This window comes from Vibrio sp. Vb1337, assembly GCF_033338715.1.
In the GTDB taxonomy this organism is placed as follows: domain Bacteria; phylum Pseudomonadota; class Gammaproteobacteria; order Enterobacterales; family Vibrionaceae; genus Vibrio; species Vibrio alginolyticus.
Window position 1 is genome coordinate 298395 of the sequence record NZ_JAWOTD010000002.1, and the last position, 18570, is coordinate 316964.

Here is an 18570-nt window from a genome sequence, read left to right on the forward strand (position 1 = left end):
TCATATTTTGAAGCCAGGTAAAACAGGTATACGCCGTGTCATGGATGCGACCGGCTATTCATTTCAAGGATTGAAAGCCGCATGGACACACGAAGCCGCTTTTAGACAAGAATTGATTCTCGCCTTGGTGCTTTCCGTCTGTGCTTTTTTCCTTCCTGTCACCACATACGAAAGAGTGCTGATGATCAGTAGCCTGTTCTTGGTATTGATCGTCGAACTCATTAATTCCGCCGTAGAAGCGGTTGTCGACCGTGTTAGCGATGACTGGCACGAGCTCAGTGGTAGAGCCAAAGATATTGGCTCAGCAGCAGTATTTGTTGCGTTAACTCTTGCCCTTTTTATTTGGGCTTCGTTCTTGCTCTAATTTTTATTCAAGACACTCATTATGAAGACACATGATTTACAACAGAGAGGTATCTCTTACGTTACCTTTACTTTCTTGTTGGCGCTGTATTTCGCTCTCGTCGTAAATATCCCTATTTATAAAGAACTGATCGGCATCTTTACACACTTAGATAATGTCAAGATTGGATTCATTATCACAATACCAATTTTCTTTCTTGCCGCGCTCAATTTCCTTTTTAATTTATTTAGTTGGCCTTGGATCGGCAAGCCGTTCTTTATAATTTTAATCATTGTTTCAAGTATGGTGAGCTACGCAAGCTATAACTATGGCACACTTTTCGATTCTGGAATGATTGCCAATATTGTTGAAACCGATTCGAGCGAGGCGAGTTCTTACCTGAGTGCTCACTCTGTAATTTGGACGCTGATTATGGGAGTTATCCCAGCGATAATTGTCTTTAAGGTCAAGCTGCAATCTCAACGCCACCAATTACTGTACTTCTCTGTTACCAAATTAGTATCGATGCTGTCGTCGCTAGCTGTCATCGCCGTCATTGCCAGCGTGTACTATCAAGACTACGCATCTGTAGGGCGCAACAATAGCCACCTGAAAAAAATCATCATACCCACCCAGTTCGTTTATAGCGCGACCGGGTATGTGAAGGAAAAATATTTCACCACGCCAGAGCCATATCGAGAAATCGGCACAGATGCAAAGCAGTCAAATAGCGCCGTACAGCAAGCACAGAGCAAACCAACACTACTGGTTTTTGTCGTAGGAGAAACCGCTAGAACGCAGAACTACCAACTCAATGGCTATACACGAGAGACAAACCCTTATACTAGTAAATTGGATGTTATCTCATTTCAAGACGTCGCATCTTGTGGCACCGCGACTGCTGTATCTGTGCCTTGTATGTTTTCACAGCTCACGCGAAACGAGTTTGAACGCACCACAGCGGATAACCAGGACAATGCTCTCGATATAATGCTGCGCGCTGGGGTTGACCTCATTTGGAAAGAAAATGACGGTGGGGATAAAGAAGTAGCCCACAAGATCAAGAAGATTGAAGTGGATCGAAAGCAAGTAAGCCCTATGTGTAATGGCCAAACTTGTTACGACATGGCGCTATTAGATCATTTTGATCAGGAAGTCGCGGATATGCACGGTAACCGAGTGGTCGCCATGCACCTTATAGGAAGCCACGGTCCGACCTACTTTCAGCGTTACCCAAGAGACAACGCCTTCTTTAAACCAGACTGTCCACGTGCAGATATCGAAAACTGTAGCATCGAACAAATAGTGAACACATATGACAATACAATACGCTACACCGATCTTGTATTGGCAGAAACCATCAAAAAACTTAAAGCGTTAGAGTCTGAGTATAATACCGCGCTAATTTACATATCGGATCACGGTGAGTCACTAGGCGAAAACGGATTGTTCTTACATGGTATGCCTTATGGCCTTGCACCAGATTTCCAAAAACGTGTTCCTTTGATTATGTGGCTGTCTTCGGGCTTTAAACAAGCGAAGCAGATCAATACCGACTGTTTGTATAAACAAGCACAGAATGCAGGCCAATACTCACATGATAACGTGTTCCACTCTTTATTAGGCATTATGGATGTACAAACTCAAGCCTACGATAGCAAGTTAGATATATTCAAAGCCTGCCGAGCCGTTTCCTAAATCATTCAATAAAGCCTGGCTCAAAGTGTGAATCAGGCTTTTTCTAACAAGGTATTTAAACTCATCGCCGCGCCAAGCGTTATACTGACAGTCCGCGATCCATACATCGAGATAAGGACTAGGATGAAAATTGGTATTATTGGTCTAGGGGATATCGCTCAGAAAGCATACCTTCCTGTTATCACTCAGCTTCCAAATATCGAACTTGTATTTTGTACCCGCAACCCAAACACACTTGAGAGCCTGGCTAAGCAGTATCGAATCTCAGAGATCTGCCAAGACTACCAGCAACTTCTGCACTTTGGCGTCGATGCCGTCATGATTCATGCGGCAACAAGCGTACACCCTCAAATAGCGGCATTTTTTCTGCAGCATGGAATTCCAACCTTTGTCGACAAACCATTAGCGAATAGTGCTGATGACGTAGAAAAGCTGTACGACATTGCCGAAAAAGAGAGACAGCCACTCTATGTGGGCTTTAACCGTCGTCACATTCCACTTTACAACCAACATATGCCACAAGTGCAGCAAGGCAACATATCTAACTTAAAGTCGCTACGCTGGGAAAAGAACCGTCATCAACTACCGGGGGATGTTCGTACCTTTATATTTGATGATTTTATTCACCCATTAGACAGCGTTAACGTCACAGCCAAAGCCGATCTAAAAGATGCTTATGTAACTCATCAACTTGAAGGTGGTCAGTTGGCGCGCTTAGATATTCAGTGGCAACATGGAGATACTTTGCTCCACGCCTCGATGAATCGCCACTTCGGTATCACTACAGAGCGCGTTCAAGCTTGTTATGCAAACAAGGCAGTTGAGTTCGACTCCTTCGTTGAAGGCAAACTATGGCAAGCTAACCAAGAGCAAAAAATCAATTTGAAAGACTGGACGCCAATGCTGACGAGTAAAGGTTTCCATTCGATGTTGCTCGATTGGTTTGGCGTCGTTGAGTCTGGAAATATTGCTGATGAAGTAGTAACACGCAACATTGCCAGCCATCGATTGGCAGAGCAAATTTGTCAATATCTCGAGAAAGTTGTCTCTAGATAATGCGATTCTTGGCTATATGCTTGATTGAGTATTACGCTCTATACTAAAAAGACTTGCCTTAGGGAAGGCATTCATTCTCTGTTAAGACTACGGCGATTATTCTATCAATCAGGTGAATGAGGGCACGGAAGCACACATCGACAAAACAGACGGTTTAGATTTGTTTTACACTGCTCTCAGGTATCTGAATCATCACATTCAAGAATAAAGGAAATAGAATGAGAACACTTGGTAACATCATTTGGTTTGTATTTGGTGGCGTATTTATGGGGTTGCTATGGTGGTTTTTTGGTATTTTGGCCTTTATTAGCATCATCGGAATACCTTGGGGGCGTGCGTGTATCGTTATGGGTAATTTTTCCTTTTTCCCATTCGGTAAAGAGGCCATCTCACGCGATGAATTGACCAATGAAATGGACATTGGCACGAGTCCACTCGGCGTTATTGGTAACGTCCTTTGGTTTGTATTTGCAGGCCTTTGGTTAGCTATCGGTCACGTACTTTCTGCGGCAGCATGCTTTGTCACCATAATCGGCATTCCGTTTGCGCTCCAACACCTCAAGCTAGCGGTTATTTCACTCGCACCAATTGGTAAAACGGTTGTATCGTCAGAAGAAGCTGCAATGGCTCGATACAACATCAATCGTTAGCAAAAAGCTAATGCGCTTTCTATCCTCTGGGCAGTCATGCTCAGAGGGTAACGCCCGTCAAAAGTAAGCCTATAATCGCTATCGCATATTCAATAATGGCTGATTGTATATTCATACCGTCACCTTTACGTTGAAGTTTATCCTAGCTCAGCACTGCTTTACTTTTATAATTAATTAATACGCCCAATCGAGTTCAAGATGCTAGACTCATAGCGTCGTCACTGATTCAAACTCCAAGAACGACGTAACGAAAAAGCGAGCTATCCTATGCTCGAAATATGGATTCTTTCCCCCTCGAAGTAGAGTTCAACAACAAAAAGACGAACTATAATCATAGCCAAAATTAATGCTTTTCGACCTAAAATATCTCACATCAATCAAAGAAAGCTTCTAAGATTTTCTCTTTTTGAGTAAATATAGACAGTTACAGTAGCGAAATTCTTCTCGGTAAAACTCCCCACTCAATCTCATGATCAGTTTTTTTAAAAAACAACAAAAATTCGTTGTTATCTAGAGTAATTATTTTATTTGTCGCAGAGCAATTCCATCAATATCATTTGCGACATCGGAGTGCTAGAGCATTGAACTTTTTAGCATTTATCACAGGTATAGAACGTAAAAAACCTTTTATTACTTATTTTTCTTTTTACATATGTTCTAACTCAACGTCTATTCAGACAGGAATATACCGTGGATAAATATCAAGCAGCTTATGCTAAGCGTCTAGAGAAACTAAATGGGGATCCATCTCCTAAAACGATAGCCCGCCTTTCGGCTTGGGATGCGTTTTTTAACAAGGAGTACGAGCTCCAAGACTTGGAATACCAGCTATCGGACGCTGCGCACCAGCACTATGAACAGTCGCATGCGAAGAGCGACATTAGCTTCAAAGAATTCAAACGAGCGTTCTATAATGAATCCATCAAAATTTACAATTTAACTGATGGCGCTTCTATCCAGAAAGTATTCACCCCATTACTTTTGCTTACAACGCTCTGGATAGTGTTTGTATGCCTATTTAACAAGTGATCATCAAACTATTCCAACAACGATCAGTATGGGACTACAGGTATGGCTCTATGTAAGGGGGCTAATTCGCTCGGTCTCCTTCACTAAATTAGCGACTCAATTACCCGCAATTCCATAAGCTAAAAGTGACAAGGGCATCCGTTGATGCCCTTTTTATTCAAAGGAACGCAACCAATAGACCTTTGGCCCACTTGGGTATAAAACCATTATGCGTTAAGCTGCACGCTATTATCCGATTGATAAAGAGTGGAGCGAAGTGATGGAAAAAGTAGGCTCTCGAGCATTGATTGTCGAAGGTGGAGCCATGCGAGGCGTATTTTCATGCGGCATACTCGATCATTTTCTTGCTAGCGAGTTCTCTCCATTTGATAGCTTTTGGGGAGTGTCTGCGGGTGCTAGCAACTTGGCTGCCTACTTAGCTAAAATGCCCGGACGTAACTTAAAAATCTACCTCGATTACAGCTTAAGAAAAGAATTTATCTCTCCATCTCAACTTCTACGTGGTGGTGATATGATGAACTTAGACTGGATGTGGAATGTCACCCTCGAAGAACTTGGAATCGATAAATCTGCGCTCAAAGCTGATTCACGACCTTTCTTTTTAGGCGTGACGCGTCAAGACAATGGGCAAGCGGAGTACCACCTTCCTGATGTCGACGACTTGGCAGAAACAATGAAAGCCAGCAGCGCACTGCCTGTACTTTACCGAAATGGCGTATCACTGAACGGAATTCAATACGTTGATGGTGGCGTCTCAGACGCACTTCCTGTTGCAGAAGCAATAAAGCGAGGAGCCAAAAAGATTATGGTTTTACGCAGTCAGCCCGCAAGCTATCAAAAGCCAAGAGGAAAATTCAGCGCCCTAACTAGGAGGATGTTGAAAGAAACGCCCGGATTAATTGAACCTATGTTGACACGTGAAGTTCGCTACAATCAGACCTTAGCGCTGATCAACAACCCACCACCTGGTATCGAAATCATTCAAGTGTGTCCTCCTGAAACATTCAAGTTGAAACGGCTGAGTCGATCGCCAGCACCACTGCGTCATGCTTATGAGTTAGGAATTGAAGCAGGAAAGGAAGCCATCATACGCTGGAGTCAGAAGTAGAAAAAAGCCACGTGGATTAAACGTGGCTAACGCAAATTCGATGGCAGTGGATTATCGTATTTGCTTCTGGTCGAGCCCAATATTCAGGCTCAAAACTGTTTTAATTTGCTCGCTAACTGAGAAAGCGAGTAGGCTGTCAAAACTAGTAAGTTTCAAACAACCCAGAGTTGTAGTCTTGGATGGCTTGTTCTATCTCTTCCATGCTATTCATGACAAAAGGGCCATAATGCACCACGGGTTCATTAATTGGCTCACCTATAAAGATCAGTGCACCACTCTCTTTTTCGGCCTGCAATTCAACCCATTCACCTTTCGATAAAATGGCCATTTCGCCTTGATTGATCTCACGACCTTTTAATTGAATACGACCTTTATAGACATAGAGCATCATGTTGTTGTCTTGATCCGTGTTCAAATTCAAAGCTTGACCACCCATCGCTCTCCAATCGGCTACCGTGGCAGCAACACCTGTCTCTGTTAGCGGCCCCTGAATTCGTTCGTTGTTTATAGTCATATGACCCGCAATCAAACGTACAACCCCCGTATTCGGAGTATCAAACTCAGTGATCGTTTCAGGTTGAAAGTCATGATATTGAGCTGGCTGCATCTTATTTTTCGCAGGCTGGTTAATCCAAATTTGGAAACCATGCAGTTCGCCTTCCTTCATAATAGGCATTTCGCTATGGATGACGCCTCTTCCTGCCGCCATCCACTGTGCACCACCGGAACGAAGCTCACCAACATTATCCATATGATCACGATGCTGGAAATGACCTTTCAACATATAAGTAAGCGTCTCGATACCGCGGTGCGGATGCGGAGGGAAACCGCCGATATAATCAGCGCGGTCTTCTGATTTGAGTTCATCCATCATCAAAAATGGAGAAAAGCTAGCATTATTGAAACCCGCTACTCGGCGAATTTTCACTCCATCACCATCAGCAGTAGCTTGCGCAGGAATAAGCTGACGAATGTCTCTGAATGTACTCATACTAGTTCTCCTAGTTTATCTATGTGACCGCTTGCAAATCGCATGTTCAATCTATGGCTATCGATAAGGTTCTATTTTAGGTTGATGAGCTAAAATTATGAGCCATACTATTCGTTCTACTTATTCAACTTTTTCGAACAATACAATTTATCGAGTTAATAATGAGCACATTTAATTTATCTAAAATAAATGTAGCTATTTTCTAAACAAGGTGTATAGTGTGCCTTGGCTCTTAGAAGAGAGCTGTTAATGCAACATTTAGTTTAAGTTTCCTCTCAGTAAAATCTTGAATCCCCAATTCAGACACCTGCGTACAACTTCCTCTTGATTGAACATTCAATAGCTTAGAAAAGATCCACAAAACAAATCATAATTTTAATGTTTAATTCAAAGGTATTTTTATGTCTAAAGTAACTGGTTCAGTAAAATGGTTTAACGAAACTAAAGGCTTCGGTTTTCTATCTCAAGACAACGGCGGTCAAGATGTATTCGTACACTTTAACGCTATCGTTTCTGACGGTTTCAAAACACTGACTGAAGGTCAGAAAGTAAGCTTCAATGTAGAGCAAGGTAAAAAAGGTCCTCAAGCGACTGAAGTAACTCCTCTATAAGACTGCTTTTCTTGGTGTAGCATGCCCATGCTGCACCAAACCTCTCTCCTTCAAAAATATTCTTTCATCAATCACTCAGCCTAATTTTAGGCATTGCTTTGTGCTATCTAAAATAAACTGAATAGTACTGCTTAATTTATTATTTATAGGAAAAATCATGTCCTCAAAAAGAACTGGCCGTCAAAGGCATTGGTATCAATTACTTAACAAAGAGAAAATCACTAAAAAACAGGAGAATAAATGTTAGAAATTGAATTTAATTTAGAACAACCTCAAACCTCTTGGAACGCTAAAATACATCAATTAAATGGTGATATTTTACGAAGACACGTATTACCGAAACTTCTTTCTCATAGCTTCATGATCGATTTTGAATATTGTGAGAAAACGCAATCTGGAACTATTCTCTGTGATTCAGGTTCAAAGTTAGGAAGTTTTACTGTTAACTGATTCAGTTTTCATGCATTAATGGATAATGCAACTAATTTGGAAGGTATCCAATGGCTAGAAAAAGTAAGAAGCAGTCAGAAAAAGACAAAAAAGAGTCTGAACAAAACGCGGCGGCGGTAAAGCAGAAAACTCGACGCCGCATAGAAGACATTATGGAACAAAGAGAATTTGATAAGTTATTCGATCTATAAATGCTCTCTAGTGCTTTCTCTGCCTTTATCGTTGTGCAAGGTACCGCCACCTACCTTTGCTCAAACGAATCTCCACTCTTTTAGACTACTCTTCTAATTACACGTGCCTCTCACACACGCAAAAACAACTGGCTCCTCTATACTCAAGTGACTTGCAAATAGTCGTTTCGCTCACAGGGAAACCCGTGACTAATGACAGTTAGGTTATTTGCGTATAGCCAAAGCGATATTTTTGCGTATAATCCCTCTCGTTTGCTTCGTATAACCCCAATGATATGGTTTGGGGGTCTCTACCAGTTCCCGCAAAGTGCTGATTACGAAGAGTTGAGATCATCGTGGGTCTTACTCTTTGTGATAGCGTTCGATTTATTTCTATCTATACCTATTCTTAGAGTAACTGCATCCACAATACACATAAGGTGGAATATGAACGCATTTATTCAAGGTCTTCCAAAAGTAGAGCTGCACTTACATATCGAAGGTTCACTTGAGCCGGAACTCTTATTCAAATTAGCAAAACGAAACGGCATCGAGATCCCTTACTCTTCTCCGAGTGAACTACGCAGCGCATATCAGTTCACAGACTTACAATCATTTCTCGACCTCTATTACCAAGGAGCGGGAGTTCTGCGTACTGAGCAAGATTTTTACGATCTCACTTGGGAATACTTACTGCACTGTAAAGAAGACAACGTTATTCATACCGAAATCTTTTTTGACCCTCAAACACACACAGAACGCGGCATAGACTTTGACACTGTTATCAATGGAATCGCTCGTGCGCTAAAAGATGGTCACGAAAAACTTGGCATTACCTCGCAAATTATTGCGTGTTTTCTCCGTCACCTTTCAGAAGAGAGCGCCATAGAGACCCTACAGGCTATTCTGAAACACCGTGATAAGATCATTGGTGTTGGACTAGATTCTTCAGAACAAGGTCATCCGCCAGCTAAATTCAAGCGCGTATTTAAACAAGCAGTAGAAGAAGGCTTACTTACCGTTGCTCACGCAGGTGAAGAAGGCCCCGCACAAAATATTAGCGATGCAATTGAAATGCTTTACGTGAGCCGCGTGGATCACGGTGTTCGCTGTGTTGATGATGAAGCATTAGTTGAATACTTAATCGAAAGCCAAATGCCACTGACAGTGTGTCCGTTATCGAATCTTAAGCTATGTGTATTCGACGATATGAAAGATCACAATATTGTGGATTTGCTACGAAAAGGTGTCGCTGTAACGATTAACTCAGACGATCCTGTGTACTTTGGTGGCTACATGACGGATAACTTTCTGGCCGTCAACAACGCACATCCAATGAGTAAGAGTGAACTTGCCCAATTTACAATGAACGCGATTGATGCCAGCTTTATCGATAACGAGTTAAAGGCGAAATATCGTCACCTTGTTAGCCAATACGTAAACCAGCACGAAGCTTTGCAATAAAGGCATCAGTGCCACGCCTTAGGCCAAACGCGTAGGTATTAAAACCCTACAAAAACTCTGTGGTTAACCGCATTTATAAACGCTAGACTGAGAAAGCTAAACTAGCACACAAAAAGGAATAGAATCATGATTCAACAAGGCCAAGCTCTACCAGTTGCAACTCTAAGTGAGTTGACTGCCGATGGTATGGTGAACCACGACGTTACAGAGCTGTTTGCGAACAAGAAAGTCGTACTCTTTGCTGTACCTGGCGCATTCACCCCTACCTGTTCAGAAGCCCATCTACCAGGCTATGTGGTATTAGCTGATGAGCTAAAGGCAAAAGGTGTTGATTTAATTGCGTGCGTTTCTGTAAACGATGCATTTGTGATGCAAGCGTGGGGCGAAGCTCAAAACGCTTCTGAGATTTTGATGTTGGGTGATGGCGACGCTAGCTTTACTAAAGCATTAGGTCTTGAAATGGATACAGGCGGCTTTGGTGGTATTCGCTCACAACGTTACGCAATGGTCATTGAAAACGGCACAGTGACTAAGCTAAACGTTGAAGAGCCAAAAGAGTTTGAAGCAAGCAAAGCAGAAACGATTTTAGCGGCGCTTTAAGCTTACTCCTAAATACAAAAACGGAAGCCATCGCTTCCGTTTTTTGTTGGCTAACGCATTCTCACAACACTCGTTTGTTGCTTACGCTGCATTTCCGCAAAAGTCAGCACAAACGGGGATGACTGCTTTACACGGCTTGGTAATGAAGAAAGCGCATTGTAGGCATCCTGTTTCGTTTTAAAATCACCAACAGTTACCGTATACCAACGCGTGCCTCGGCTGTTTTTCCAGTTAACCCAAACCGGATGCTTAGGATCGATATAGCGAATATAATCTTTCACATCTTTTTCTTGCTTTAGCGCGAGTACCTGCATCGTGTAATGGTTTGGGTTTAAATAACCATATGCATCCTGAGAGGTCATGACTCCAACACATTGGCCGCTATCGACCTCCTGCTGGTAAGGCATAGCGCAGCCCATGAGCGATAAAATCAATGTCAAAGATAAAATCTTGTGCACGTGTCACTCCATTCTTGTTCTAGTTTCTTTTCTCTCGCACCCAAAAACACAAAACGCTCTTGGTCAGGTAAAACACACCCTTACAAGAAGGCCTGCGTTTTAACGCAACGAGTATTCCAAAAACGTAAGGCGACCACGTTGGCCGCCTTAGTAAATTGATTTAATAGAACATTAACAAGATAGAGTGATATAGACAGAAGTTCGCTACTGTTTAGAACCAGCTAGCGACCAATTGCTTAAACCAGTCTAAAATTCGCTTGAATAAACTGCCTTCCTCCACTGACTCCAATGCAACTAGCTCGGCTTCATTTACGACCTTACCTTCGACTTTGTAAAGCACTTTACCAACCACTTGTTGCTCAGAAATTGGCGCAACTAAATCACCGTTGTATTCAACTTCCGCTTGCAGATTTTTTACATCTCCTTTTGGCAAAGTGAGATAAACATCGTTAGCTACGCCGACAGTAAGCTCGTCTTTTTCGCCCATCCAAACTCGAGCTTTCGCAAGTTCCGCACCCGCCTCAGTCGGCATTACCGTATCGTAAAAGCGGAAGCCATAACTCAACAGCTGCTTGCTTTCTGATTCACGAACATTCTCACTCTTCGCTCCCATCACTACGGCAATCAAACGCATATCACCTTGTGTTGCAGAAGTCGCTAGACTATAACCCGCGCCGCTTGTATAACCAGTTTTCATGCCATCGACATTCATACTACGATCACGAAGCAAGCCATTACGGTTGTATTGAGTGATGCCATTGTAAGTAAACGAGGTTTCGCTATACAGCGGATAGATATCAGGTAAGTCACGAATAATCGCTTGGCCCAACTTGGCAATATCATAAGGTGTCGAATATAAACCGTCACTGTCTAGGCCGTGAGGGTTGGTGAATGCCGTGTTAGACAATTCAAGCTTGGCGGCCCAACTATTCATCAAACTCACAAACCCTGATTCACTTCCCGCAACATGCTCAGCAATAGCGACACTGGCATCGTTACCAGATTGAACAATCAGACCACGGTATAAGTCAGACAAAGAAACGGAAGTATTGACTTCAATAAACATTTTTGAAGAATCTGGGAAATTTTTTGCCCAAGCATTTCTGCTGATGACAACCTCATCATTCAACGTAATATTGCCTGTATTAATTTCTTGACCAGCTACATAAGCAGTCATCAACTTCGTTAAACTCGCAGGGTTTAAACGTTTGTGGGCATCACGTTCAACCAGTACTTTCCCCGTATGGAAGTCCATCAAAACATAACCACGAGAACTGAGTTCTGGCGCATTTGGCACAACTGAAGGCGCAGCATAAGCCAACGAGGATACAGCAGCGAACCCTGTAATTAACACTGTGTGTAATATAGTACTTTTTCTCATCATGACATCTTATCTTAGTAGCATTTAAGGCTTACAAACGGTACCCGAATGAATTCAAAGCGCGGGATTACCTAGTTAAAAAACGAGTATATTGAAACGGCGCTCAGTTACAGCCACCTTGTTACGATTGGTTACTTTTACTCAATGTTTGTCGAAAATAATGAGAGGTAGGTAGAGCTTTCGTCTTGAAGAATGAAACAGGAGCGAAAATAATTCCGTAACGCTATGTTTTTTGAGAGGGGAGAAAAAGCGCGCAAGCCAATTCAGGGAGTAAGTTGGTATAGGAAAAGTAGTTGAGCTTTTATCCATATCTAAATAGGAAACAACAAAAACAATCAACAATAAGCCCAGCTAATTATTTACCAAGAAAACATATTGAAAACGCATCATAAAATCGTAATTAATTATCGATAAATTTAAAAACCTAATATTATAATTTATGCAAATTTCATTTATTATTAAACTGGAGAAAAATACAGCTTTCCTTTTTTAAAACTAAGAGACGATTTTTTCGATGTTTTTAGGTTTATCTCATCAGAGAACTTGGTATAACAGTGAGGGATAAGACATCCGGACTTAGCGCGAAAGGATAACCCACTGTTATTTAAGTTCACACGCTGCTTTTTAATGACTAGAGACTTTAAACTGCGGTTACCTTCGGTTTGTGCGGCTATTCTTTGACGTATCCCAACCCAGTACGACTCAAACGACGACATCATACATATCCTCTTTCATGATATAAGCATTAATAATTAAACATCGCTAAAAGCTAAGCTTGTCTTAAATAAAAGTACTAGAAATTGATTTTATTTCTTCAAAACAAATCAACCCGCATATTCCACATAAATTTAGTGGTTATGTCAAATATTAATTATCATTAATTTTATTTATAATGGATATAAAATCAGTTTATAATTTTTAAATAATTTAATTATTAGAAAGCAGTATGACCAGTCCATATTTAACATGGAAATATGAGCTTTGTTTTGCATCATAATATATAAATACATTAAAGATTCATCTACGAAATAAATGCTCTTCAAGAGGTGATATAAATTAGCATTTCGAGACTAAATGAGAATAAAAATAGCGCACCGTATATGGTGCGCTATAGATTTGATTAAGGTCACTGTATAAGCATAGATAAAACTAAACTCATTTGACGTAGCTAGGCCAAGATTGCTTATGGTTTAAGTTTCAATACTTTATCAATATCTTCTGCGCTGTGGCGCTCAGGTAACTGCTCCCATTCTTCACCCCATGAACGGTTCACAATTCGACCACGTTTTACCGCTTCACGCTCATCAATTACTTTTGCCCAACGCACAACGTTTTTGTAGCTTTCTACGTCTAAGAATTCAGCCGCATCGTAAGCACGACCCAACACAAGGTTGCCGTACCATGGCCATGTTGCGATATCAGCGATGCTGTACTCATCGCCACCTAGGAATTCATTGTTCGCAAGACGCTTGTCTAATACATCTAACTGACGTTTTGCTTCCATTGTAAAGCGGTTGATTGGGTACTCGAACTTCTCTGGTGCGTACGCGTAGAAGTGACCAAAACCACCGCCTAGATATGGCGCAGAACCTTGCAGCCAGAATAACCAGTTCATTACCTCAGCACGCTTAGCGCCTTCTTTTGGTAAGAAATGATCAAACTTCTCAGCTAGATAAAACAAGATGTTGCCAGATTCAAACACGTTCACTGGCTCAGAACCAGAACGGTCAACCAATGCCGGAATTTTAGAGTTTGGGTTAACAGCCACAAAGCCAGAGCCAAACTGGTCGCCATCGCCAATCTTAATCAGGTATGCATCGTATTCTGCTGCCGTTACGCCAGCCGCCAAAAGCTCTTCAAACATGATCGTCACTTTCTGACCATTTGGGGTACCCATTGAGTAAAGTTGGAATGGGTGCTCACCAACTGGAAGCTCTTGCTCATGACGTGCGCCAGAATCCGGACGGTTGATGCTCGCCCACTGACCGCCGTTTTCATTATCGTTTGTCCAAACTTTTGGTGGAATGTATTCGTTAGCCATTGTTTTCCCTTATTGTGTTTGAATGCATCTTCAAACTGACGGGTCTTACGCGCCAGCAAGCATTATTAACATCACCTCTTCGCCAACTGCGATTAGGCATACTCAAGATATTAGGTCGAATTCGCTAAATAAAAGTCCTGCAATCTCTTTTAGTTAGAACCTTTGGTTATGGGATTTTCTTTCACGCTATAAGTAAAAACGTCACGGTAATGTGAACTAGGTTCGAGATGCCAACGATGAGTAAGCTACACTCGGCGGCGCACCTCTATTTGGGGATTTAGAACAACCGCTAAACTTCAAAGTCGCCAAGAGTGAAGTTGTTTTGGATACTTTAGTTCAAACGACCTACGTGCGTGAAAGATAATCTACCTAGGTATTTTGAACAAAAACGCCCTTCATGGAGATATGAAGGGCGTTTTTGATGCCTACTGAGGAGCTGTTATATCAAAAGGCTCGTATATCAAAAGGCACTCCGCTTGATATGACCAATTATAAAGATGACTCAAACAAGCCTGTAATACCTTTCAAAGGGAAAAGCCTTGCTTGCTCCAACCCTCTCAACGTTACCGTATTGAGGTCATCAATAAAGAAACGACTGGTCATCGTGTGTTTGCCGCCATTAATGAAAATCTCGATGACAGAATTGTCGATATACATCTCAATCGTCTGCTTAGCGTCCAATCTTGGTGCTTTTCGAATACCACCAAATTCTTCTGCGTACAAATGAGACATGTGACGACGGTCCAGCATAAACTCGTGCTCTGTCGCACTAAAGACGATGTTGTCACCTTTGAGGTTACTCAGCTCAAGTTCAAAGCCATCGCCCTCAAGGTCTAATTGGATCAAACAACTTGTGCTTTCCAGTGTATGGGATTGTGCAAAGACCACCTCTTCTTTTCTTAAACTCTTCAGCTCAGGGAGTGGAGTTTGAACAAGAAAACCATCTTTCAACGTTAGTTCTCTAGGAAGAGACAACATTCCTGCCCACTGGTGTGTGACCGATGGCGTGTCGATTTCTGGCAACCCTATCCATGCAATAAGAATGCGACGCCAATTCTCATCTAAATAGGTTTGTGGGGCGTAGAAATCAAACCCATAATCTGGCTGTAAAATATCTTGGTGGTTTTCTAAAGTCATCGACTCTAGGTTCAACTGATCACCCACGATATACGCGACAGAATAGATGTTTTTGAAATCATAAGGATTACTACTGCTCACGCCCTGTGGAGAAAACAGCATCACCGATTGACCATTAATCTCAAATAAATCAGGACACTCCCACATGTACCCAAGGTCAGAGAACTTGGTCTTGATAGGACCTTTATGCTGCCACGTTTTCAAATCTTTGCTTTGATAGAGCGCCATAGAACCATGCTCGGTTTTGGTTTGAGCACCCACCACCATCAAATAGTCGTCGCCTTTCTTCCAAACTTTTGGGTCACGAAAGTGCTCCGTGTAATGTTCGTTCTCAATGACTACACCGTGCTTTTCAATGCTGCCGTCTGAATCCATGGTGGCAAAACACTGTGTTGGGATTCGATTCCAGTTTTGGTCACGCTTGTTGCCAGTAAAAAACAGCAAAGCCTTGTTGTTTTCCACCAAAGCGCCGCCCGAATAGACACCATGTGAATCGTAGTCTTGGTCGGGATGAAGACCCACGCCATGATCAGTAAAATGGATGAAGTCTTTAGTAGAAAGGTGATACCAATACTTCATTCCATGGACTGGTCCCACAGGCGTCCACTGGTAAAAGATGTGGTGCTCACCATTGAAATAGCACAACCCATTTGGGTCATTTAACAGCCCAAATCTAGGGGCGATATGAAAACTAGGAAAGCCTTTATCTTGCTGACGTGAAAGTGTCATTTCTTCGATATCACACTGAGGGATTTGCTCAAGTCGACGATATCTTTGCTCTACAGTCCAACGGTTGTTTAAGCTCATAATTTTTCTCAACTGAAATTGGATCTGAAGATCATTGCCCAATAAATTGCAGCAACTCTGTCTGGGTCGGAAGCGCGGTCATTGCGCCTTTTTGCGTCGTCGCTAATGCACCACAGCCATTTGCCCATTGAATCGCAGAGCTAACAACAGGATGATTTTTCCAATCGTCATGCCGAGACAGGCATGCCAGTAGCCCTCCGACAAAAGCATCACCCGCACCTGTGGTGTCAATCGGACTAACGACTTGACCTGTGATCAGTTCACTCTGACTTTCAAAGACGCGCCAAACACCTTTCGCACCTTGTGTCACCAAGACCAAAGCAATATTCAAAGAGGCTATTTGTTGTAAACCTTGCGCCATCGACGTTGAGTCAGTTAAGAACAAAAGCTCTTCTTCAGAGAACTTAACCACATCGGCCATCGCTACAGCCTTCATCACGACAGCTTGGATTTCTGATTGATCTTGCCACACTTCATCACGCAAGTTAGGGTCAAAGCTAATGAAACCACCAGCGGCTTTTGCTCTTTTGATCGCCTCAAATGTGCTGCTTCTACTTGGCTCATTTGCCAGTGAAATTGAGCAAACGTGTAGCCAGTCACCTTGCTTAAAGTTTGGGATGTCTTCAACAGACATAAACTGATCAGCGCTCGGTTTTACCATAAATGTAAAGCTGCGTTCCCCTTGATCGTCTAAATCTACCACCACTGTTGATGTTCTTTGCTCAGGGTCTTTAACGAGAAACTCCGTGCTCACGCCCTCTTGATCGAGCGTTGATTGCATGAAGCGACCAAATGGGTCATCACCTACACGTCCAAAAAACGCACTCTTACCAGATAGACGAGCAATTGCTACGGCGACATTCGCTGGTGCACCACCGGGACATTTGAGTAAAGAAGTCTCAGATTCCGGTATTAGATCGACAACTGCATCACCAGTTACCCATACTTGATTCATCTTGCTTACCTTAAAATTAAAGCCCTGATAGTCCAACGTGTTGAACACCTTCACTACCAAGTAAAAATTGAAAAAGGCTAGCCAAGCCATTAGTGCTTGGCTAGCACCCCAAACATTTAGGAAAAGAAGTGGATTTTGGGGGACTCCACCCTTAAGGAGTTCAGATTAAGCCGCTGCTTTTTTACCGACTTTAGCGCGGTCACGCATACCAAGAACAATGGTGAGAACAAATGCGGTCAAGAACGCGATCACCATACCCGCGATGTAGTACCCAATCTTCTCTGGCGTAATGGAAATGATGCCTGGAAGACCAGCTGCGCCCAATGCCTGAGCTTTCACATTAAACATTGTGATGAACGCACTTGATAACGCCGCAGCGCAAACTGCCGCAATAAATGGGTAACGTAGTTTTAAGTTAACACCAAACATAGCCGGTTCTGTAATACCCAGCAAACCCGTAACACCCGATGGAATCGCAATACCTTTCATCTTCTTATCTTTGCTCATCACGCCCACCGCCAACGCTGCCGCTCCTTGAGAAACGTTAGACATCGCCGCAATAGGAAAGATAAAGGTGCCGCCCGTCGTCGCAATATCCGCAAGAAGTTGAGTTTCAATCGCAATGAAGCTGTGATGCATACCAGTAATAACAAACGGAGCATAAATAAGACCAAATACCGCACCACCAACAAAGCCAGCTGTGTTGTATAGCCAGTTCAGACCATCACCCAATAGGAAACCGATATCACGCGTGAACGGACCGACGACAGTAAACGTCAGCAAACCCGCTATGAAAATCGCCAGTAATGGCGTTAAAAGGTTGTCTAAAACAGAAGGGATGACTTTACGTAAGCCTAGCTCAACCTTCGCAAGAATGAATGCCGATACCAAAACCGGTAACACCGAACCTTGGTAACCCACTTTTTGGATTTCAAAGCCAAGAATATTCCAAACCGGAATGTTGCCAGACACAGATGCGCCGCCGAATCCCCAACCATTCAGCAAGTCAGGGTGAACCATCAACATACCTAGCGCCGCCCCTAAATATGGGTTACCGCCAAACTTCTTACTGGCTGAAAATGCCAGCAGAATAGGCAGGTAAACAAACGGCGCGTTCGCAAACGTGTTGATCATGTTCGCCAAGTCTGTCAGTCCTGGGTTGGCATCAATCAAAGATTTGCCATCAATGAACAAGCCTTGAGCAGTCAATAGGTTATAGATACCCATCAACAAACCACCAGCGACGATTGCGGGAATGATTGGGACGAAAATATCAGACAGCCCTTTCACCGCGCGCTGAACAATGTTTTGTTTCTCTGCGCCAGCAGACGCAACGTCGTTGGTGGACATTTCACTCATCCCCGTCAACTTCGCCATTTCTGCATAAACTTGGTTTACGATGCCTGATCCAAAAATGATTTGGTACTGACCCGCAACTTTGAACTGCCCTTTTACTCCTTCAAGGCTATCAATCGCTTGTTCATCTATTTTTTGCTCATCTGCAACGGCAAGGCGTAAGCGTGTCGCACAATGCGCAAGTGCGGTGATGTTGCTTTTACCACCTAATAGAGTTAACAACTCTTTTGCTACTGCCGGATAATTCATTTCATACCCCATTGGA

At 42.7% G+C, this 18570-nt stretch carries 18 protein-coding genes, 1 pseudogene and 1 riboswitch; of the genes and pseudogenes, 12 read left to right on the top strand and 7 right to left on the bottom strand.

All coding sequences use genetic code 11. From position 1 onward, the window contains the following. Positions 1 to 7 precede the first annotated feature (7 nt). The 6 genes from R7E42_RS03100 to R7E42_RS03125 all read left to right on the top strand — a co-directional run bounded on the left by R7E42_RS03100 (position 8) and on the right by R7E42_RS03125 (position 5884). Positions 8 to 364 carry a diacylglycerol kinase gene (locus R7E42_RS03100; protein ID WP_017635149.1) on the top strand — a complete coding sequence of 119 codons (357 nt, stop codon included), beginning with the start codon at positions 8 to 10 and terminating at the stop codon, positions 362 to 364. A 21-nt stretch (positions 365 to 385) separates the two neighbouring features. Next, positions 386 to 2041: a phosphoethanolamine transferase gene (locus R7E42_RS03105; protein ID WP_213970330.1), complete on the top strand. Its 1656-nt coding sequence runs from the start codon at positions 386 to 388 to the stop codon at positions 2039 to 2041. A gap of 123 nt (positions 2042 to 2164) precedes the next feature. Further along, positions 2165 to 3097, top strand: a complete 933-nt coding sequence (locus R7E42_RS03110) for a Gfo/Idh/MocA family oxidoreductase (protein ID WP_318072333.1) — start codon at positions 2165 to 2167, stop codon at positions 3095 to 3097. Between the two features lie 218 nt (positions 3098 to 3315). Further along, on the top strand, positions 3316 to 3747 hold the full coding sequence (locus R7E42_RS03115; protein WP_005373685.1) for a YccF domain-containing protein: 432 nt from the start codon (positions 3316 to 3318) through the stop codon (positions 3745 to 3747). Positions 3748 to 4437: 690 nt separating this feature from the next. Continuing rightward, positions 4438 to 4776: a hypothetical protein gene (locus R7E42_RS03120; RefSeq protein WP_017635147.1), complete on the top strand. Its 339-nt coding sequence runs from the start codon at positions 4438 to 4440 to the stop codon at positions 4774 to 4776. Positions 4777 to 5035: 259 nt separating this feature from the next. Beyond that, on the top strand, positions 5036 to 5884 hold the full coding sequence (locus tag R7E42_RS03125; protein WP_042522690.1) for a patatin family protein: 849 nt from the start codon (positions 5036 to 5038) through the stop codon (positions 5882 to 5884). 142 nt (positions 5885 to 6026) lie between these two features. Here R7E42_RS03125 and R7E42_RS03130 read toward each other — a convergent pair whose 3' ends face one another. After that, positions 6027 to 6875: a pirin family protein gene (locus R7E42_RS03130; RefSeq protein ID WP_213904411.1), complete on the bottom strand. Its 849-nt coding sequence runs from the start codon at positions 6873 to 6875 to the stop codon at positions 6027 to 6029. 401 nt (positions 6876 to 7276) lie between these two features. Here R7E42_RS03130 and R7E42_RS03135 point away from each other — a divergent pair, with 401 nt between their 5' ends. From R7E42_RS03135 to R7E42_RS03155, 5 genes are all read left to right on the top strand, one after another. Further along, the gene (locus R7E42_RS03135) at positions 7277 to 7486 is read left to right on the top strand and encodes a cold-shock protein (protein ID WP_005373691.1); all 210 of its coding nucleotides are present in this window, start codon (positions 7277 to 7279) and stop codon (positions 7484 to 7486) included. Between the two features lie 240 nt (positions 7487 to 7726). Next, a complete protein-coding gene (locus R7E42_RS03140) occupies positions 7727 to 7936 on the top strand; it encodes a hypothetical protein (RefSeq protein WP_005373692.1) in 210 nt (69 codons plus the stop codon). Positions 7937 to 7986: 50 nt separating this feature from the next. Beyond that, positions 7987 to 8127 (top strand): PA3496 family putative envelope integrity protein, encoded by a 141-nt coding sequence (locus R7E42_RS03145; RefSeq protein ID WP_017633782.1) that lies wholly within the window; start codon positions 7987 to 7989, stop codon positions 8125 to 8127. A gap of 237 nt (positions 8128 to 8364) precedes the next feature. Next, positions 8365 to 8464, top strand: a riboswitch (purine riboswitch). 89 nt (positions 8465 to 8553) lie between these two features. Then, positions 8554 to 9570, top strand: a complete 1017-nt coding sequence (locus R7E42_RS03150) for an adenosine deaminase (protein ID WP_318072334.1) — start codon at positions 8554 to 8556, stop codon at positions 9568 to 9570. A 126-nt stretch (positions 9571 to 9696) separates the two neighbouring features. Next, positions 9697 to 10170: a peroxiredoxin gene (locus tag R7E42_RS03155; RefSeq protein ID WP_054577743.1), complete on the top strand. Its 474-nt coding sequence runs from the start codon at positions 9697 to 9699 to the stop codon at positions 10168 to 10170. 50 nt (positions 10171 to 10220) lie between these two features. Here R7E42_RS03155 and R7E42_RS03160 read toward each other — a convergent pair whose 3' ends face one another. The 3 genes from R7E42_RS03160 to yghU all read right to left on the bottom strand — a co-directional run bounded on the left by R7E42_RS03160 (position 10221) and on the right by yghU (position 14050). Further along, positions 10221 to 10628, bottom strand: coding sequence for an SPOR domain-containing protein (locus R7E42_RS03160; protein ID WP_005373701.1), 408 nt, complete (start codon positions 10626 to 10628; stop codon positions 10221 to 10223). 211 nt (positions 10629 to 10839) lie between these two features. Further along, positions 10840 to 12009 carry a D-alanyl-D-alanine carboxypeptidase family protein gene (locus R7E42_RS03165; RefSeq protein WP_053304564.1) on the bottom strand — a complete coding sequence of 390 codons (1170 nt, stop codon included), beginning with the start codon at positions 12007 to 12009 and terminating at the stop codon, positions 10840 to 10842. 1183 nt (positions 12010 to 13192) lie between these two features. Further along, a complete protein-coding gene (gene yghU, locus R7E42_RS03170) occupies positions 13193 to 14050 on the bottom strand; it encodes a glutathione-dependent disulfide-bond oxidoreductase (protein ID WP_005373705.1) in 858 nt (285 codons plus the stop codon). Positions 14051 to 14303: 253 nt separating this feature from the next. On the opposite strand from yghU, the pseudogene R7E42_RS03175 reads away from it, so the two are divergent. Beyond that, a pseudogene (locus tag R7E42_RS03175) lies at positions 14304 to 14414 on the top strand (dihydrofolate reductase); the annotation flags it as partial. Positions 14415 to 14539: 125 nt separating this feature from the next. Here the strand turns inward: R7E42_RS03175 and R7E42_RS03180 are convergent. From R7E42_RS03180 to R7E42_RS03190, 3 genes are all read right to left on the bottom strand, one after another. Beyond that, entirely contained in the window at positions 14540 to 15994 is a 1455-nt protein-coding gene (locus R7E42_RS03180; protein ID WP_258656500.1) for a sucrose-6-phosphate hydrolase, read from the bottom strand. A 31-nt stretch (positions 15995 to 16025) separates the two neighbouring features. After that, a complete protein-coding gene (locus tag R7E42_RS03185; RefSeq protein ID WP_053349293.1) occupies positions 16026 to 16949 on the bottom strand; it encodes an aminoimidazole riboside kinase in 924 nt (307 codons plus the stop codon). Between the two features lie 165 nt (positions 16950 to 17114). Then, positions 17115 to 18554 carry a sucrose-specific PTS transporter subunit IIBC gene (locus tag R7E42_RS03190; protein WP_062731055.1) on the bottom strand — a complete coding sequence of 480 codons (1440 nt, stop codon included), beginning with the start codon at positions 18552 to 18554 and terminating at the stop codon, positions 17115 to 17117. Positions 18555 to 18570 lie beyond the last annotated feature (16 nt).

Coding starts and splice junctions, on each gene's coding strand:
- R7E42_RS03190 (WP_062731055.1), bottom strand. CDS start 18,554: ATGAATTATCCGGCAGTAGCAAAAGAGTTGTTAACTCTATTAGGTGGT.
- R7E42_RS03105 (WP_213970330.1), top strand. CDS start 386: ATGAAGACACATGATTTACAACAGAGAGGTATCTCTTACGTTACCTTT.
- R7E42_RS03140 (WP_005373692.1), top strand. CDS start 7,727: ATGTTAGAAATTGAATTTAATTTAGAACAACCTCAAACCTCTTGGAAC.
- R7E42_RS03180 (WP_258656500.1), bottom strand. CDS start 15,994: ATGAGCTTAAACAACCGTTGGACTGTAGAGCAAAGATATCGTCGACTT.
- R7E42_RS03125 (WP_042522690.1), top strand. CDS start 5,036: ATGGAAAAAGTAGGCTCTCGAGCATTGATTGTCGAAGGTGGAGCCATG.
- yghU (WP_005373705.1), bottom strand. CDS start 14,050: ATGGCTAACGAATACATTCCACCAAAAGTTTGGACAAACGATAATGAA.
- R7E42_RS03150 (WP_318072334.1), top strand. CDS start 8,554: ATGAACGCATTTATTCAAGGTCTTCCAAAAGTAGAGCTGCACTTACAT.
- R7E42_RS03155 (WP_054577743.1), top strand. CDS start 9,697: ATGATTCAACAAGGCCAAGCTCTACCAGTTGCAACTCTAAGTGAGTTG.
- R7E42_RS03130 (WP_213904411.1), bottom strand. CDS start 6,875: ATGAGTACATTCAGAGACATTCGTCAGCTTATTCCTGCGCAAGCTACT.
- R7E42_RS03115 (WP_005373685.1), top strand. CDS start 3,316: ATGAGAACACTTGGTAACATCATTTGGTTTGTATTTGGTGGCGTATTT.
- R7E42_RS03145 (WP_017633782.1), top strand. CDS start 7,987: ATGGCTAGAAAAAGTAAGAAGCAGTCAGAAAAAGACAAAAAAGAGTCT.
- R7E42_RS03135 (WP_005373691.1), top strand. CDS start 7,277: ATGTCTAAAGTAACTGGTTCAGTAAAATGGTTTAACGAAACTAAAGGC.
- R7E42_RS03110 (WP_318072333.1), top strand. CDS start 2,165: ATGAAAATTGGTATTATTGGTCTAGGGGATATCGCTCAGAAAGCATAC.
- R7E42_RS03165 (WP_053304564.1), bottom strand. CDS start 12,009: ATGAGAAAAAGTACTATATTACACACAGTGTTAATTACAGGGTTCGCT.
- R7E42_RS03185 (WP_053349293.1), bottom strand. CDS start 16,949: ATGAATCAAGTATGGGTAACTGGTGATGCAGTTGTCGATCTAATACCG.